The following is a 17,319-nucleotide window of genomic DNA, read 5'->3' as shown; positions in this document are numbered from 1 at the left end:
GCGGTTGAGACCACTGGACAGTGGACAGGACGGCATCTTCCCGATCCGGGTGGGTGCCGTCCTGTTGTCATCGGCAGGGCACCGAGCGGTGCACCAGTGATCGGTGTCGACCGACGAGCGGTGTCACCGTGCGTGACGCTGTTATTCCAGTCATCATTTGATAACGTTGTGAGGCCAGCGTTTGACTACAGGCGTCTGACGCACAACAATTGGACAGAGTTCCCTGACCTCTGGTCGGGGGCCCGTCCTACAAGTCCGTGGGATCCGCCCACGGATTCACACACAGACGCGCCCCGCGCACAGCGGGCGACATCCCAGAAGGAGCCCCAGTGGCAAAGGCCAAGTTCGAGCGGACCAAGCCGCACTGCAACATCGGTACCATCGGACACATCGACCACGGCAAGACGACCCTCACCGCGGCGATCTCCAAGGTGCTGCACGAAAAGTACCCGGACCTCAATGAGGCATCGCCTTTCGACATGATCGACAAGGCCCCTGAGGAGCGCCAGCGCGGTATCACCATCTCGATCGCTCACATCGAGTACCAGACCGAGAAGCGTCACTACGCTCACGTCGACTGCCCCGGTCACGCTGACTACGTGAAGAACATGATCACCGGTGCTGCCCAGATGGATGGCGCCATTCTCGTGGTTGCCGCCACCGACGGCCCGATGCCCCAGACCCACGAGCACGTGCTGCTCGCCCGTCAGGTTGGCGTGCCGGCCATCGTCGTCGCCCTCAACAAGTGCGACATGGTTGACGACGAGGAGCTCATCGAGCTCGTCGAGATGGAGGTGCGTGAGCTCCTCTCCGCCCAGGACTTCGACGGCGACAACTGCCCGGTCGTCCGCATCTCCGCCTACCAGGCCCTGCAGGGTGACGAGAAGTGGACCCAGTCCATTCTCGACCTCATGGATGCCGTTGACGAGTACGTCCCGCAGCCGGATCGTGACCTCGACAAGCCGTTCCTCATGCCTGTTGAGGACGTCTTCACCATCACCGGCCGTGGCACCGTGGTGACCGGCCGTGTCGAGCGCGGCATCGTCCACACCTCTGACGAGGTCGAGATCGTCGGTATCCACGACGCTACCCAGAAGACCACCGTCACTGGTGTCGAGATGTTCCGCAAGATCCTCGACGAGGGCCAGGCTGGCGACAACATCGGCGTGCTGCTGCGTGGTACCAAGAAGGAGGACGTCGTCCGTGGCATGGTGCTCTGCAAGCCCGGTTCGACCACTCCGCACACCGACTTCGAGGGCCAGGTCTACGTTCTGAAGAAGGATGAGGGTGGCCGTCACAAGCCGTTCTTCTCCAACTACAGCCCGCAGTTCTACTTCCGCACCACCGACGTCACCGGCAACATCGAGCTGCCGGAGGGTACCGAGATGGTCATGCCTGGCGACAACACCACCATGTCCGTCCACCTGATTCACCCGGTGGCCATGGAGGAGCAGCTGAAGTTCGCCATCCGTGAGGGTGGCCGTACCGTCGGCGCCGGTCGCGTGACCAAGATCATCAAGTGAGCTGATTCACTGATCTGAACCAAGGGCGCGGTGATCTCACCTAGTGTGGGGCACCGCGCCCTTGCCATGTCCGGACACGGACAGAGCCCATGCCCGGACATGAACGGAGCCTTCGCGGAAGGTGATCTCGGTGCGATGAGGAATCCTTCCCCCGTGTCACCGCTGTCCGGCACAGGTCGCCTGGTGATGGAGCCTCATCCTCCCATCCGGGCTCCAGCACGGACGGCCGCTGCCAGGCCACGATCCCTCAAAGGGCTGCTGTGTGATGGCGGTCGGGATCAGATCGGTGGGGGAGCGTGGGCAGGAAGGAATCCAGCCTGGCGATGGGCGGTGCCGCTACCTGGGGGTGCGCGCTACTGGGGTGGTACTACTACCGGCGATTGAGAGCGCCTTCAGCGTTCGCGCATGGTGTGGGGAATGGCGGCGGCAATCCTGTCTATCGGCGGATTGCCGGTGATGCCCAGCACGTCGCGCCACACCGGAACGAATTCATCATGATAGTTGTGACCATGGCCACCAGGAGTGGAGACCGAAGCCGCCATGTCGGCGGTCACCTGCCAAAAAGTGGACCACGGAGTCCACGAGAGGTAGGGGTTGACGTCCTCCCCGGCCTTCTCGTGGATCCAGTCGGGTTCCCGGGTGATGAGCTGGGGCTGCCACCACACGATGGGATCCGAGGCGTGCTGCAGGAAGGCAATGCGCGACCCCTCCCACCGGGGGAAGTCGACTCCCCAGTGATCGTGATGCAGCTCATCGGGAGTGGTGGCGAAGCGGAATGTCTCACCATTGTCGATGACTGGGGCGATCTCTGGACTACCTGCCCGACGCGATTGGGTGAGACTGTTCCACAGGGGAGTGAATCCAGGAGTGCCGGCCCACACCGCACCATCGACCTTCCTGGCCATGTCCTGCGCCGAGGCGAAGGCAGACTGGCCTCCGTAAGCTCCCAACGACACCCCGGACACGTAGAGCTTGGGACGGTGATGGGGATCCAGGCTGCTCCAGTAGTCGTGGATGACGTCAAAGAGAACCCGTGAGCCTTCCTTGGGGGAGTCGCGGTCCAACAGGAAGGCCCCCACCGAACCCAGGTAGCTGTACTGCATGGATGCCGTGGCGCAGTCGCCATTGGTGAGGTATTCCACTGCGGCCACCGACCATTCCTCGAGCCACCCCGAGCCGGTTCCGAACTGGACGACAAGTACCTTGCGATCGAAGGCCTTGGTGCGCAGCAGTTCGGCGAGCACCCCGTTGGCCTCCTGCTCGAACGTGCGTTTCGAGGAGAAGCCGGCGTAGACCCTGATGGGGGTCAGAGCTGGTTTGCCGGTGACGGCGTTGATGTCGACGGCCGAGGGACCGTTGGTGATGACGTCCTGGCCCTGGCGTCCCAAGGTGTCCCACGGTTCCATGGAATCCGGACTGCCGGAACGTAGTGGAGAACTCGGTTGGATGCGTCCGGGAGCGGTCGTCTTGTTGAGTTCGGCAGTTTGATGTGCCACGGCATTGGCCGTCACCCTTACCACGACACTGTTGGATGCCCAGAGCAGGAGGCTGACGACCAGGACGACGACGATGGTGGCGACGACTGGCTGGGCCACGACCTTGTGGACGCCGTAGTACAGCTTGCGCACCCCACGGACGATGAGCCGGATGAGCAGCAGCAGAGCGGTGAACAGCAGAATTCCTGCCGGGACCCCCACCGTCTGGACGAACCACACATCGCGACGCAGACCAACAGTGTCGGCAACCCTGGTCTGCTGCTTGACGCTCCACAACCACATCCAGACACTGATGAGGATGATGAGACCCGCACCGGCCCATGTGAGGTGACGGACTGCCCGGGGCGATGCCGAGATCCTGAGCACGATGGCATCTGCGAACCAGCGAGCCATGGTGCCGATGAGTGATCCGATGCCGTAGAACAGCAACGTGGACAAGGAGACGCTCACGGCGAGCATCCACCAGGTGCGTGGCACCAAGCTGGGAGTCAGGGCGGTCCACAGACCGAAGAGGGCGAACAGGAGCCCCATGGGAGAGCTGTGTGGCAGGATGCGGTGGGCATGCTGGCGAACTCTCACCGCCCAGTGTGGTGGCTGCCTGCTCACGGAGTCGTTCCGAGCCTTCTTGTCAACGGCCGACTCACCAGACGCGCGGGAAGTGTGCTGAGTCACGACCACCTCGCCTAGCGTCCGACACGCCTTGAACTGTGCGATGGCCCCGACCTCAGGGAGAGGTCGGGGCCGACCTGATTACCTAGGTACAGTAATGCAGCAGCGATCGTGATGCCAGTTCCTGGCCGCCGAGGGATCAGACCCCCGTCCTCGGCAGGGCGAGACCAGTGGAGCGGGGATCGGTGCTGGAAATCTGGTGTGTGCCGTTGGTGTCCTGCCGCCCTGACGCAGCGGGAGTCGCCGAGGCGTCACCAGTTCCCCTGCCGCCATGATCAACACCGCTCTGGTCATCAGCCATCTGCCAGGTCTCACCGGTGGTGGTGAGGAACCAGTTGCGGTCGAAGAACGTGGTGGGGTCGATCTTGCCGTCTCGGCTGGCATGGTCGATGAGTTCCTGACGAATCTCGACGAGCCCGTCCCAGGCCACGGGAGCCTCACTGACGTGTGGGTAACCACCGCCACCATTCATCCGGTAGTTGTTGATGGCCATGATGAACTTCTGGTTGTCGTTGACCGGCTTGCCCTGCCAGCTCAGCCCCAGCACGCGCTGGCCTACCGGCTTGGAGATGTCGATGGAGTACTTCACACCGGTGACGGCGTCGTAGTTGTAGTCCCAGATGGTCTTGCCGTCGATGGTGGCCTGGGTGTGACCGCCCTCGGAGGCCGGGGCCGGGTTGATCTTCTCCCCGGGTTTGGTCTGCACGAAGTAGCGGGCTGAGTACTCCAGGTAGTCGCGCAGCTGGGCACCGGTGATCTCCACGGCGGCGAGGGTGTTGTCGAAGACGTACAGTCCGGCGATGTCCTTGATCTTCACCTCACCCTTGGGAAACAGGGCGGTACGCGAGAATGGCGACACCTGGGCAATCACCGGGGTGTCGGCGTACTTGGTCTTCTTGAGGGCGCTGGAGACGGTGTCGGCCTCCACGGATCCGATGAAGTCCAGGATGGGGGTGTCCTCGACCATGGACCTCTTCGCCGACATCTCCTCGGTCGATGTTGCGACGGCCGAGTTCACGTACGTGATGGCCTTCTCGTGGGCAGCCCGCAGTTGCGGATTGTCGGCGAGCTCTGAGTCCTCGGCAACGTCACGGGTGTAGCGCTGGGTGGCCCAGGTGGAGATCGAGCCGTAGTCGATGCCAACCTTGTCGCCTGAGAAGCTCAGCGGGATCTGCACATCGGAGACGGAGCGTGCCCAGTAATCGGGCTGCGAGATGAGCACCTTGTGCCCCGAGGCGCCGTCCACGACGGTCGAGACGTCGTCGCGGTGGGTGTGCCCGGAGATGACGAGGTCGACGCCCTTGGCCTTGGTGGCCACCGAGGTGGCCATGTTCTCGTCAAGCCCCTTGTAGATCGGGGTGGCGTTCTCCTCGTCCAGGCCACCATGCACCAAGGTGACGACGACATCGGCCCCTTGCCTGCGCAGCTGACCGGCGTACTTGTCGGCGGCGGCAACCGGGTCGGTGAGGTCGACGCGGCCCTTGAGCACGGAGCGGTCCCACACGGCCGAGCCGGGGGTGGTGACGCCCACGATGCCAACCTTGACGTCGTGGCCGTCGATCTTCTTGGTCACCATGGTCGTGGGCTGGCGCAGGGGTTCACCCGTCTTGACGTCGATGACATTGGCCCCCAGCAGTGGGGCGTCGAGACTCTTGGCGAAGTTGTTCTGGACGTCCACGCCGTAGTTGAACTCGTGGTTGCCAGTGTTGGTGGCGTCGTAGCCGATGAGGTTGAAGGCTCGGGCCATCGGATTGGTGGAGTCGCCCAGTCGTTCCGGCTCTTGGGAAGCCAGATATGTCAGTGGCGTTCCCTGGATGGTGTCCCCATTGTCGACGGTGACGACCGAGTCGGCGCCGCGGTCCTGACGCGTCTGCTTGATGATCGTGGCGGCACGGGTGAGTCCGAGCGGGGCTGAGTTGCGCCCGGTGGTGTCGGGGCTGAACTCGGCGTCCTGGAAGTAGTCCCAGTTGTAGACGTGTCCGTGGACGTCGGTCGTGGACAGGACGGTCAGGGTGCTGGTGGTGCGTGCCGCATGGGCGACGGCGGTGAGCCCAGCAGACGTCAGCGTCACGGCTGCAGCAGCTACCACGGCTGCTGCGCGGGGGAAACGCATGGCAGATCTCCTCAAGGGGTGGATGGGGATGGTTCAGTACCAGCTCATCATTGCTGGTCATGGTGTCGTCCGGGTGAAGATCGGGTGATCATGGTGGGAAGAATTGTTCTGTCGAGCAGGACCTCACTGAAACCGATGTGCCTGATCCTCGTGTCCAGGGCAGGTCCACCGAACTCGCGCCGGACGACCGCGTCGGAACGGTGGCCTCAGCCCTTGCGTTTCTGCAGCTGTGCCCACTCGTCGCGCAGACCGACGGTCTGATGGAACAGCTTGGCGGTCTCGGTGTCGGACACGAAGTACCCCAGCCGTTCGAACTGGATGCTCTCACCGGGTTCGATCCGGGCCAGGGTTGGTTCCAGCTTGCACTCGGTGAGCACCTCGCGGGACTGGGGATTGAGGTCGTCAAGAGCTTCGCCGGTGCGCTCCCCGGGAATCTCGGCGGTGAACAGCCGGTCGTACATGCACACGGTCGCATCGACGGCATGCTGGGCGCTGACCCAGTGCATCGTCGACTTCACCTTGCGGCCGTCCGGTGCATTGCCGCCGCGGGAGTCGGGGTCGTAGGAGGCGTGCACCTCGACGACATTGCCCTGCTCGTCCTTGACGACGTCGGTGGCGGTGACCAGGTAGGCACCGCGCAGTCGCACCTCCCGGCCGGGCGACAACCGGAAGTACTTGCGTGGCGGGTCCTCCCGGAAGTCGTCCTGCTCGATCCACAGGGTTCCGGTGAACGGAACCTTGCGAGTGCCAGCCTGCTCGTCACCGGGATTGTTGGGCAGCTCGAACCAGTCGACGACCGGGTTGCCGTCCTCGTCGGTGGGCCAGCCGTCGAGGACGAGCTTGAGGGGATGGAGCACGGCCATGCGACGGTTCGCGGACTCGTTGAGGTCGCGGCGCACGAACGACTCGAACTCCTCGATGGCCTTGGTGGAGTTGTTGCGCGTGGTGCCGACGGCTTCACAGAAGGCACGAATGGCCGAGGCCGGGTAGCCACGCCGACGCATTCCGCGCAGGGTTGGCATGCGGGGGTCGTCCCAGCCATCCACGACGCCGTCCTCGACGAGCTTGCGCAGTCGGCGCTTGGAGGTGATGGTGTGGGTGAGCTCCAGACGGGCGAACTCGCGCTGCTTGGGGGCCGGGGCAGACAACGGCAGTTGGTCGAGGAACCATTCGTAGAGCGGACGGTGGGAGTTGAACTCCAGGGAGCACAGGGAGTGCGTCACGCCCTCGATGGCATCGGACTGGCCGTGTGCCCAGTCGTAGGTGGGGTAGATGCACCAGGAGTCACCGGTGGCATGGTGGCTCATGTGACGGATGCGATACATCACCGGGTCGCGCAGCCACATGTTCTCGTTCTGCATGTCGATCCTGGCGCGCAGGCATCGGGAACCATCCGGGAACTCCCCATCACGCATCCTGGCCAGCAGATCCAAGGACTCCTCGGCCGGACGATCCCGGAACGGGCTCTCGACGCCAGGCTTGCCGAATCCGCCGCGCTGCGCCGAGATCGTCTCAGGATCCTGGTCGTCGACGTAGGCCTTGCCCTCCTTGATGAGGAAGAGCGCCCACTCGTAGAGCTGCTCGAAGTAGTCGGAGGCATGGACGATCCTGCCGGGGGTGTAGCCCAGCCAGGCGATGTCGTCGCGGATGGACTGGACGAACTCGGGATTCTCAGTACCCGGGTTGGTGTCGTCCAGACGCAGGTTGCACACCCCGTCGAAATCCTCGGCGATGCCGAAATCAGTGACGATCGCCTTGGCGTGCCCGATGTGCAGATAGCCATTGGGCTCGGGTGGGAACCGGGTCTGAACCTTGCCGCCGTAGGTGTCGGCTGCAAGGTCTGCACGGACAACTTCGCGAATGAAATCAGATCGGGACGCCTCTGCCATGCACCGAACCCTACCGGAAAGCGTCATGCATCCGCGTGACGAGGTGTGCGGTGCCGGTCTCTCGGTGGAGTCGCAGAGGATCCTCACGAGTCCCGGGAATGACACGCACCCCCGAGCTCGTCCGTCACGTGGACTCTCGGGGGTGTGTGATGGACAGTCGTGCTGGCCGATGGTGTGGAGTGGTTGCTTGGAAAGGCTGGATCAGGAGTACATGGCCTCGGCGACGTAGACCTCGCGGGAGTCCCATTCCTTGTCGTTCTTGTCCCAGTCCCAGCAGATGAGGATTCCGATACGGGGCGTGCCGTTCTTGTTGTAGACGAACTTGGCGTCATCGGCCGAGTACTTGTCCACGTAGATCTTGCGCTGGTTGGTCACCTTGTAGCACATGGTCTTGTCGCCGCTGCTCACACGCACGACATCACCGGGCTTGAGACTCTCGTGGATCTTGTTTCCAGACGCACCACCCTTGTGGTAAGTGTGCGTCATCAGCAGTGACATGCCCTGCGGTGCACCTGGCTTGACGGACTTGTTGTACCAGGTGAAGTTCACCGGATCGTTGAGGGGCGGGACTCCTGGGGCATTCGTCTTGGAATCGACTCCGGCAGCAGAAACCTTGGCATCGATGTTGAGGGACTCGATCTTGACCTTCGTGGGATCAATTGCCGAGCCCTTCGCGGAACAACCGTTGGGGAGATCGCTGGTTGACGAGGCCTGTGACCTTGCCGTGGGGGTGATGTCGGTGGCCGCTGGCACGGCCGAGGACGATGTCTCATCGTCGTCCTTCTTCTGGTGCAGGACGATCGCCACGACGGCGATGATGATCGCCAGCGCCACGACAATGATCCCGATGATGGCCCCGCGGTGCGGCTTCTTGCCACGCTGTGGGCCTGCATGGGTAGGCTGATGGCCCTCGTTGGAGGGCAGGGGACTGTTACTCTCGCTCACGCTGACACTGTATTCCGATTTTCGTCAACTTCCACAACGGCGACTGGGGGGTCACCGAAAGTTCATCCTCACCATTGCCCCATACGACTCTGGCGTCCTCGCACCGCTTTGCCCCGTTGGCCCGTACAACTCTGATGTGCGATCGGCGATCACGGGGGCTCCCGCATGGGGGCTCTCGGTAAGCCCCGTCCGGTGAGGTCCCCATGAGCATGGGAGATCGACCCGGAGCCCGCCCCGGCTCCCGAGCGGAGCTGGGGTCTCCATGGACACGGGGGATCGACGGTTGACGATGACGAGTGAGCACCGGAGCGCCTGGCGGGTGGCTGGAGTGCGCAGTGCGCTGCCGCGGCGATAGGCTGACCACATCATGACTGAGAATTGCGCCCCCCAGCCGGCACGTACCCGAGTAGCTCCGTCTCCCACCGGTGATCCGCACGTCGGAACCGCCTACATGGCTCTGTTCGACAAAGCCTGGGCCCGTAGGACCGGTGGCCAGTTCGTCCTTCGCATTGAGGACACCGACCAGAATCGCCTGGTCGAAGGCTCGGAGGAGCAGATCTACCAGACCCTCGACTGGCTCGGGTTGGGCCCCGACGAGAGTCCGCGCCTGGGTGGACCGCACGGCCCCTACAAGCAGTCCGAACGGCTGGACACCTACCATCCCTACGTCGACAAGCTCATCGAGGACGGTCACGCCTACTACTGCTGGTGCTCCCAGGAACGTCTTGCCCAGCTGCGCGCCGACCGGGCTGCGGCCAAGTCCCCGCAGACCGGGTACGACCGCATGTGCCTGGGCATGACCAAGGAGGAGCGGGCCAAACTTCCCGGTTTCACCGAGCACCCCGTCGTGCGCATGCGCGTGCCCGATGACGTCGAGCTCGGCTTTGACGATCTCATCCGTGGTCACGTCAACGCGCCGCGGCCCGATGACCAGGTGATCCTCAAGGCTGACGGATTCCCCACGTACCACATGGCCGTCGTCGTCGACGATCACCTCATGGGCATCGACACCGTCGTGCGTGGCGAGGAGTGGATCTCCTCGACGCCCAAGCACATCCTGCTGTACACGTGGCTCGGCTGGCAGGTGCCGCGATTCGCGCACATGCCTCTGCTGCGCAATTCCGACAAGTCCAAGATCTCCAAGCGCAAGAATCCCGCTGCACGACTCATGTGGTTCCGGGAACAGGGCTACCTGCCTGATGCGTTGCGCAACTTCCTGCAGCTGCTGGCGTACCCGATCCTCGGCGAGGGGCAGGAGGTGGAGTCCTTCGAGTCCTTCGTCGCACGGTTCGACTGGGCGGACATCGCCACTGGCGGGCCGGTCTTCGACCTCAAGAAGCTCGACTGGCTCAATGGGCAGTACATTCGCAACCTTGGCCCGGAGTCTCTCACGAGCCGTGTGTTCGAGTACGTCGACCGGATGGGGCAGGCACAGGAGGTGCTGGGTCGCGATCTCACCGAGCGTGACCGCTCCATCGTCCGTGCCGCGATGCCGCTGGTGCGTGAGCGGTTGACACTGCTGTCGGAAGCTCTGCCAAAACTGGCCTTCCTGCTCGTCAACGACGACTCCTTGGTCTTTGACGCCGACTCGGTGGCCAAGCTCAAGGACGGTGCCGACGAGATTCAGCATGCCGCGGTCGAGGTGCTCAAGGGGCTTGACGACTTCTCTGCCGATGCCATTCAAGCGGCACTGCGTGCCAGACTGTGTGACGACATGGGTGTCAAGCCACGCCTGGCCTTTGCGCCGGTGCGGGTGGCAGTGACCGGATCACGAGTGTCGCCGCCACTGTTCGAGGCGATGGAGATCCTGGGCCCGCAGTCGACGCTGCACCGTATGCAGAGATTCGAAGCCGAGATGAAAAGGCAGTGAGCAGCAGTGATGTCGGGGTGCTGCGACGCCCCGTGGTGTGGTTCTGGGGTCTCGTCACCTGCTACTGGGCTCTGGTGTGGCGCACGCCGGTGTGGGACATCGACGACTTGCGTTTTGCCACTCGAGCCCGCACTCTCGGCGGTCGTATTGACTGGTCAAGTCTTGTGCCGTTTGCACGCTATGACCTGGCGGAGCGCAATGGCCGTTTCTCGGACATGATGGTGCAACTCATCATGGCCATGGGGGGATGGATCCGAATACCTCTGGTGATCTCGTCGCTGGCCATGTCGTTGGCACTGTGGCTCATGCTGCGGTCTCTCATTCGGAACCTGCGGGGAGTGGTGTCTGCCGGTGCTGACCTCTTGGCAGGTGTGGGTGCATTTTTCGTACCGATGATGCTCATCGGCCTTGACCCACACATGGGCGGCGACACGATCATGTTCATCGCTGCGAACATCGGCTACATGTGGGGTCTGGCGCTGGGGATCGTGGCCATCCTTCTCCTGTGGTCCCAGCGCAGGCCGAACGTCCGGCATGGCTGGGTGCTGTGGGTGGCGGTGCTCCTGTCGTTCGTCGCGAGCATGCACCATGAACTGAATGCGTTCGGCATCGTCGGGGCCATTGTCGCCATGGCCCTCATCACCCCTGCTGGGACGTGGACCCTCCGATGGGCTGTGGCCCTGGTGGTGGCGGCGGTGGGAAACATCGCGAGACTGGGCATGCCGGGTTTGTGGGCACGTCGCCTTCAGCTGGGTGGCCCCTACCCCTACCCGAAGTCCGTGGGGGAGATCCCGAAGCGGGTGTCGTTCGTCGTCCACTCCGCCAGCCATTCCCTCACGAATTACCCAGTGGTGTTCTTCGCCATCGTCGTGTCGGTCGTCGCCATGTGTGTGGTGGTGATGAGGCGCGACTACCACCGTCGCGCCATCGGCATCCTGCTCACCCTCTTCTGTGTGGCATCCCTCGGAGTGGCTGCAACCAGTCTGCGCATCATGACGCGGCTCACCCGACGTAAGATGCGTGGGGACATCCACCTGTACCTGTCCACCACTGGATTGCTGGCGGGGGCATGTTTCGCGGTTGCACTGGCGGCTCTCGTGGTCCTGACCGTGCTCATTGCTCGAATGCCCGGCTGCGGCATGGTGGGTGTCTCGACCGGTGCGGCATTCGGGTACTACGCACTGCCACTGATCCAGGGCTCCCCGGGGGGGCGAACCTCATTCCTGGGGCTGGTGGTCTTCACCGTGAGCGCACTGATGTGGGCGTGGGCAGCCGTGGCGCTGGCCATGGATGGTGCGACACGACTGGGCACTGCGTCGGAACCCGGCGCACAGCCAGAAGGTGCGAGGGGCAGCATCCACACCCCGCGGCTGGACGTGGCCATGGCCCTGGCCATCATCGCAACGGCGTCATGTCTGGGTACCGGCCCGCAGGGGGCATGGGGCATGCTCCAGGGAGCGACGACCAATGGCGGCACCTGGCGAGCGGTCAACGCCCAGGTGGATGCGGCACGTCGTGGTGAGCTCGACACGGTCGTCGTCCCGAAAACGCTGCCGGCCCCCGACTGGTTGCCCGACTATGCGGGTGCTCGGGAATCCGTCACGTCCTGGCTGCACCAGTACCTCGACCTCCCGAAGACCGTCATCGTGGTGCGTCGGTGAGGCCACCGCACCTGCACGCGAGTCTGCCGGCAGCAGCGGCCATGGCGTGCTGAACATGGGACTCCATCGCCGAACTGCTTCGAGTCACGCTCTCGATTTGCCTTGTTGGCTCATGGATGACACACTGTAAAAGTTGCTCCGAACGGGGCTGCGGTGTGTCACGCCCATGATCCACGGGATCGGGCCCAGCCACCGGAGTCCATGGGCAGTGGTGTCACCACCACGGTGAGTCCGCTGCCGAGCCCACGGAAAACGGGTGAGCGTCGGATGACTGCAGACAAGTCCACAGTGTTCACGGGGTCCTCTACGACTGGTGATCGGTGGTGTTCTGCGGTTTCCGATACGCGACACCCCGAGTGCGTGGGGGCGGAGTGATGTGACCTGGCGACCCGCACGTCTTGCGGGATCGTGAGGTTGGGACCAATGAGGAGTTCGCTCCTCACGCCGGAACCCTCTGGGCGTACCGGACTCCCACGTCAGGGAATCTTGGACGCGCCAGAGACGAGTAGAAGGAACAACTGTGGCGGGACAAAAGATCCGCATCAGGCTGCGGGCCTACGACCACGAGGTCATCGACTCGTCGGCGCGCAAGATCGTCGACACGGTGACCCGGACGGGTGCGAAGGTCGCGGGGCCGGTGCCGCTGCCTACTGAGAAGAACGTATTCTGTGTGATCCGTTCACCCCACAAGTACAAGGACAGCCGCGAGCACTTCGAGATGCGTACTCACAAGCGGCTCATCGACATCCTCGAACCGACCCCCAAGACCGTTGACTCGCTCATGCGTCTCGACGTTCCTGCTGGCGTCGACATCGAGATCAAGCTTCCGTGAGGTTGAGCACCATGAGCAATGAGCGCAAAGTGAAGGGGCTGCTGGGCACCAAGCTCGGCATGACCCAGTTGTGGGACGACGAGAATCGCATCGTCCCGGTGACGGTCATCCAGGCCGGTCCGTGCGTCGTGACCCAGGTGCGCACCCCCGAGACCGACGGCTACTCCGCCGTTCAGCTCGGTTTCGGTGCCGTCAAGGCCAAGAAGGTCACCAAACCGGAGGCGGGACACTTCGCCAAGGCGGGGGTCACCCCTCGTCGTCACCTCGTCGAGCTGCGTACCTCGGATGCCTCCGAGTACACCCTCGGCCAGGAAATCAGTGCTGACGTCTTTGCCGACGCCGACATCGTCGATGTCACCGGCACCAGCAAGGGCAAGGGGACCGCTGGCGTCATGAAGCGCCACGGTTTCGGAGGCCTGCGTGCCACCCACGGTGTGCACCGCAAGCACCGTTCGCCCGGCTCGATCGGTGGCTGCTCCACGCCAGGCAAGGTCCTCAAGGGCATGCGCATGGCTGGACGCATGGGCGCCGAGCGCGTGACCGTGCAGAACCTCAAGGTTCACTCCGTTGACGCCGAGCGCGGACTCATCCTGGTCCGGGGTGCCGTTCCCGGCCCGAAGGGTTCGCTCGTCGTCGTCCGCAGCGCCGCCAAGAAGGCCGCCAAGAATGGGGATGCCGCATGAACCAGACCAAGACCATCGACATCGTCAACGCCAAGGGTGCCAAGGCCGGCTCGGTCGACCTTCCCGGTGAGATCTTTGACGTCGACACCAACATTCCGCTGATCCATCAGGTCGTCGTCGCGCAGCTCGCTGCCGCCCGTCAGGGGACCCATGCCACCAAGACTCGTGGTGCGGTTTCCGGTGGTGGCAAGAAGCCGTGGCGTCAGAAGGGCACCGGACGAGCTCGTCAGGGCTCCATCCGCGCCCCGCAGTGGACCGGTGGTGGCACCGTTCACGGGCCGCAGCCGCGTTCCTACGCCCAGCGCACGCCCAAGAAGATGATTGCCGCCGCCCTGCGCAGCGCGCTGTCCGATCGGGCTCGCGACGGCCGGATCATCGTCATCGACTCGCTGGTGGCTGGCGACGTGCCGTCCACCAAGAGCGCCAAGGCTGCCCTGAGCGGTGCCGCCGAGCTCGACAAGGTTCTCGTCGTCCTGGACCGTGCCGACGTCACCTCGTGGCTGTCGGTGCGCAACCTCGCCGAGGTCCACGTGCTCTCCGTCGACCAGCTCAACACCTACGACGTCGTCAATGCCCGTACCGTGGTCTTCACCAAGACTGCGCTTGACACCTTCCTGGGTGACAAGACGAGTGCTGCCGACGCGGACGCCGCCGAGGCCGATGCCGCCGAGCTGCATCCCTATGGTGCCGACTCCTACCGGGGTGACAATCCGCCGGCCGGTTACGAGATCAAGGCCAAGGAAGAGTCCAAGAAGTTCCACACCCCGTCGTCGCCCTGGTACGGCCGCACGATCGCTGAGATCTGGTTCCGTACCGAGGAGGCCGCCGAAGCCGCTGGCTTCATCAACGCCGTGAAGAAGGAGGACACCAAGTGAGCGAGGTGAAGATCCGCGACCACCGGGACATCATCCTTGCCCCGGTCGTCTCCGAGAAGAGCTATGGGCTGCTGGACCAGAACACCTACACGTTCCTGGTGAAGCCCACCGCCAACAAGACCGAGATCAAGATCGCCATCGAGGAGATCTTCGGGGTCAAGGTCACCTCTGTCAACACGATGAACCGCAAGGGCAAGACGCGCCGCACCCGTTACGGGATGGGCAAGCGTCCCGACACCAAGCGCGCCATCGTCACGGTCGCCGAGGGTGACCGGATCGACATCTTCTCCGGCCCGGTCGCCTGAGCGAGAGACAAGGAATTCCAATGGCTATCCGAAAGCACAAGCCGACCACTCCGGGCCGTCGCGGCTCGAGCGTGTCGGACTTCTCGGAGCTGACCCGCTCCACACCTGAGAAGTCCCTGCTGGTCTCCAAGAAGAGGACCGGTGGCCGCAACAACAATGGTCGCGTCACCACACGTCACATCGGTGGTGGCCACAAGCAGGCCTACCGCATCATCGACTTCAAGCGCTACGACAAGGACGGGGTGCCCGCCAAGGTCGCTCACATCGAGTACGACCCCAACCGCACCGCCCGTATTGCCCTGCTGCACTATGCCGATGGGGCCAAGCGCTACATCATCGCCCCCGATGGTGTGAGCCAGGGACAGGCGATCCTGTCCGGTCCCGAGGCCGACATCAAGCCCGGCAACAACCTGCCGCTGCGCAACATCCCGGTGGGTACCACCATCCATGCCGTGGAGCTGCGTCCCGGTGGGGGCGCCAAGATGGGCCGTTCGGCTGGTGCCTCCGTGCAGCTGGTCGCCCGTGAGGGCAAGTACGCCACCCTGCGCCTGCCGTCTGGCGAGATGCGTATGGTTGACGTGCGCTGCCGCGCCACGGTGGGCGAGGTCGGCAACGCCGAGTACGCCAACATCAGCTGGGGCAAGGCAGGACGCAGCCGCTGGAAGGGCGTGCGCCCGACCGTCCGCGGTGTCGTCATGAACCCGGTCGACCACCCGCACGGCGGTGGTGAGGGTCGTACCTCCGGTGGCCGTCATCCGGTGAGCCCGTGGGGCAAGCCCGAGGCCCGCACCCGTAAGAAGAACAAGGCGAGCAGCCGTCTCATCGTGCGTCGCCGCAAGTCCGGCAAGAAGCGCTGATTGGGAGTCTGAGACATGCCACGCAGTCTGAAGAAGGGCCCCTTCGTCGACGAGCACCTGGCCAAGAAGGTCGATGCCCAGAACGAGGCGGGTACGCACAACGTCATCAAGACCTGGTCGCGTCGTTCGATGGTGACCCCCGACATGATCGGGCACACCATCGGCGTTCACGACGGTCGCAAGCACGTCCCGATCTTCATCACCGAGGCCATGGTCGGGCACAAACTCGGTGAGTTCGCCCCGACGCGGACGTTCAAGGGCCACGTGAAGGAAGACAAGAAGGCGCGCAGGCGCTGACGAGAGGGAAGCTGATTCATGAGCACCACTGAGAGCCGACCGAGCCGTCGCGCTGCCCTGCTCGGGGATCGTCCTGGTTCCTACGCCATCGCGCGTCACGTCCGGATGAGCCCGAGCAAGTGCCGTCGCGTCGTCGACCTGGTCCGCGGCATGGATGCGGCTGAGGCCGTAGACATGCTCAAGTTCGCCCAGCAGGTCGCTGCTGAGCCGGTCCGCAAGGTCATCGCCTCGGCCATGGCCAATGCCGAGCAGACCGAGGGTCTGCGCGGCGACGACCTGTACATTTCGCAGGCTTTTGTCGACGAGGGTGTGACCATGCGCCGCATCCGTCCCCGTGCCAAGGGTTCGGCAAGCCGTATTCTCAAGCGCGGCAGCCACATCACCGTGGTTGTCGAGCCCAAGGATGCCCGTCCTGAGCCCAAGAGGGCGAAGAAGGGCCGTCCTGCCACCACCGTCCAGACCGAGACCAGGAAGGGAGCCTGACATGGGCCAGAAAATCAACCCCCATGGTTTCCGTCTCGGTGTGACGACCGATCACAAGACTCGCTGGTACGCCGAGAAGCAGTATGCCGAGCTGGTGGGCGAGGATGTCAAGATCCGCGACTGGCTCAAGAAGAACCTTGAGCGTGCCGGTATCTCCTCCATCGAGATCGAGCGTCGCTCCGAGCGCGTCACCATTTTCCTCTCCGCTGCCCGCCCGGGCATCGTCATCGGACGCAACGGCGCCGAGGCCGAGCGGGTGCGTCGGGAGCTCGAGAAGCTCACCGGCAAGCAGATCCAGCTCAACATCCTCGAGGTGAAGAACCCCGAGACCGATGCCCAGCTGGTCGCCCAGGGAATCGCCGAGCAGCTCGCTGCCCGCGTCGCATTCCGTCGCGCCATGCGCAAGGCCCAGCAGTCTGCCATGCGTTCCGGTGCCCAGGGAGTCCGCATCAAGTGCTCCGGCCGTCTGGGTGGAGCCGAGATGAGCCGTTCCGAGGGCTACCGTGAGGGACGCGTGCCGCTGCACACCCTGCGCGCCGACATCGACTACGGCTTCTTCGAGGCCCGCACCACCTATGGCCGAATCGGTGTCAAGGTGTGGATCTACAAGGGCGACGTCACCGGCACCCGCGCCGAGCGTGCTGCCCAGAAGGCCGCACGTCAGGCCGCCCAGGGCAATCGTCGTGGTGGCCCGCGCGGTCGTCGTGGCCGCGGTGATCGCCCCGATCGCGGTGGACGTCGTCGCGCAGCCGAGGCCAACCGCTCCAAGGGGAGCCAGGCCGAGGCCAAAGCCCCGCAGACTGAGAACGCAGGAGCCTGAG

Annotated in this window: 15 protein-coding genes; 11 read left to right on the top strand and 4 right to left on the bottom strand. The window is 64.0% G+C overall.

From position 1 onward, the window contains the following. Positions 1–329 precede the first annotated feature (329 nt). Positions 330–1,523 (top strand): elongation factor Tu, encoded by a 1,194-nt coding sequence (gene tuf / locus ACP8JZ_RS07310; protein WP_306517265.1) that lies wholly within the window; start codon positions 330–332, stop codon positions 1,521–1,523. A 392-nt stretch (positions 1,524–1,915) separates the two neighbouring features. Here the strand turns inward: tuf and ACP8JZ_RS07305 are convergent, their stop codons facing one another. From ACP8JZ_RS07305 to ACP8JZ_RS07290, 4 genes are all read right to left on the bottom strand, one after another. Then, complete coding sequence (locus ACP8JZ_RS07305) at positions 1,916–3,550, bottom strand: alpha/beta hydrolase (protein ID WP_484482822.1); 1,635 nt, start codon at positions 3,548–3,550, stop codon at positions 1,916–1,918. A 277-nt stretch (positions 3,551–3,827) separates the two neighbouring features. Then, positions 3,828–5,801: a bifunctional metallophosphatase/5'-nucleotidase gene (locus ACP8JZ_RS07300; protein WP_484482330.1), complete on the bottom strand. Its 1,974-nt coding sequence runs from the start codon at positions 5,799–5,801 to the stop codon at positions 3,828–3,830. A gap of 206 nt (positions 5,802–6,007) precedes the next feature. Then, positions 6,008–7,690 carry a glutamine--tRNA ligase/YqeY domain fusion protein gene (locus ACP8JZ_RS07295; protein WP_306517267.1) on the bottom strand — a complete coding sequence of 561 codons (1,683 nt, stop codon included), beginning with the start codon at positions 7,688–7,690 and terminating at the stop codon, positions 6,008–6,010. Between the two features lie 201 nt (positions 7,691–7,891). Next, the gene (locus ACP8JZ_RS07290; protein WP_023034342.1) at positions 7,892–8,635 is read right to left on the bottom strand and encodes a class F sortase; all 744 of its coding nucleotides are present in this window, start codon (positions 8,633–8,635) and stop codon (positions 7,892–7,894) included. A gap of 451 nt (positions 8,636–9,086) precedes the next feature. On the opposite strand from ACP8JZ_RS07290, the gene gltX reads away from it, so the two are divergent. The 10 genes from gltX to rpsC all read left to right on the top strand — a co-directional run bounded on the left by gltX (position 9,087) and on the right by rpsC (position 17,318). After that, complete coding sequence (gene gltX / locus ACP8JZ_RS07285; protein WP_371415875.1) at positions 9,087–10,505, top strand: glutamate--tRNA ligase; 1,419 nt, start codon at positions 9,087–9,089, stop codon at positions 10,503–10,505. Positions 10,506–10,897: 392 nt separating this feature from the next. Beyond that, the gene (locus ACP8JZ_RS07280; protein ID WP_306517281.1) at positions 10,898–12,166 is read left to right on the top strand and encodes a hypothetical protein; all 1,269 of its coding nucleotides are present in this window, start codon (positions 10,898–10,900) and stop codon (positions 12,164–12,166) included. 520 nt (positions 12,167–12,686) lie between these two features. Continuing rightward, positions 12,687–12,998, top strand: coding sequence for a 30S ribosomal protein S10 (gene rpsJ, locus ACP8JZ_RS07275; protein WP_021104884.1), 312 nt, complete (start codon positions 12,687–12,689; stop codon positions 12,996–12,998). Positions 12,999–13,009: 11 nt separating this feature from the next. Then, positions 13,010–13,681, top strand: a complete 672-nt coding sequence (rplC, locus tag ACP8JZ_RS07270; protein ID WP_065860445.1) for a 50S ribosomal protein L3 — start codon at positions 13,010–13,012, stop codon at positions 13,679–13,681. Next, complete coding sequence (gene rplD, locus ACP8JZ_RS07265) at positions 13,678–14,556, top strand: 50S ribosomal protein L4, sunset domain variant (protein WP_306517269.1); 879 nt, start codon at positions 13,678–13,680, stop codon at positions 14,554–14,556. The genes rplC and rplD overlap by 4 nt, the downstream gene beginning before the upstream one ends. Beyond that, positions 14,553–14,861 (top strand): 50S ribosomal protein L23, encoded by a 309-nt coding sequence (gene rplW / locus ACP8JZ_RS07260; protein WP_023034336.1) that lies wholly within the window; start codon positions 14,553–14,555, stop codon positions 14,859–14,861. Before rplD ends, rplW begins: the two co-directional genes overlap by 4 nt. A gap of 20 nt (positions 14,862–14,881) precedes the next feature. After that, positions 14,882–15,718: a 50S ribosomal protein L2 gene (gene rplB, locus ACP8JZ_RS07255; protein ID WP_023034335.1), complete on the top strand. Its 837-nt coding sequence runs from the start codon at positions 14,882–14,884 to the stop codon at positions 15,716–15,718. 15 nt (positions 15,719–15,733) lie between these two features. Then, the gene (rpsS, locus tag ACP8JZ_RS07250; protein ID WP_021104890.1) at positions 15,734–16,015 is read left to right on the top strand and encodes a 30S ribosomal protein S19; all 282 of its coding nucleotides are present in this window, start codon (positions 15,734–15,736) and stop codon (positions 16,013–16,015) included. Between the two features lie 18 nt (positions 16,016–16,033). Then, complete coding sequence (gene rplV / locus ACP8JZ_RS07245) at positions 16,034–16,498, top strand: 50S ribosomal protein L22 (RefSeq protein WP_021105001.1); 465 nt, start codon at positions 16,034–16,036, stop codon at positions 16,496–16,498. 1 nt (position 16,499) lies between these two features. Continuing rightward, on the top strand, positions 16,500–17,318 hold the full coding sequence (gene rpsC / locus ACP8JZ_RS07240) for a 30S ribosomal protein S3 (protein WP_306517270.1): 819 nt from the start codon (positions 16,500–16,502) through the stop codon (positions 17,316–17,318). Position 17,319 lies beyond the last annotated feature (1 nt).

The sequence above is a fragment of the Cutibacterium sp. LaCa_286 genome, assembly GCF_057198075.1.
This window is presented reverse-complemented; position numbering and strand designations above follow the sequence as displayed.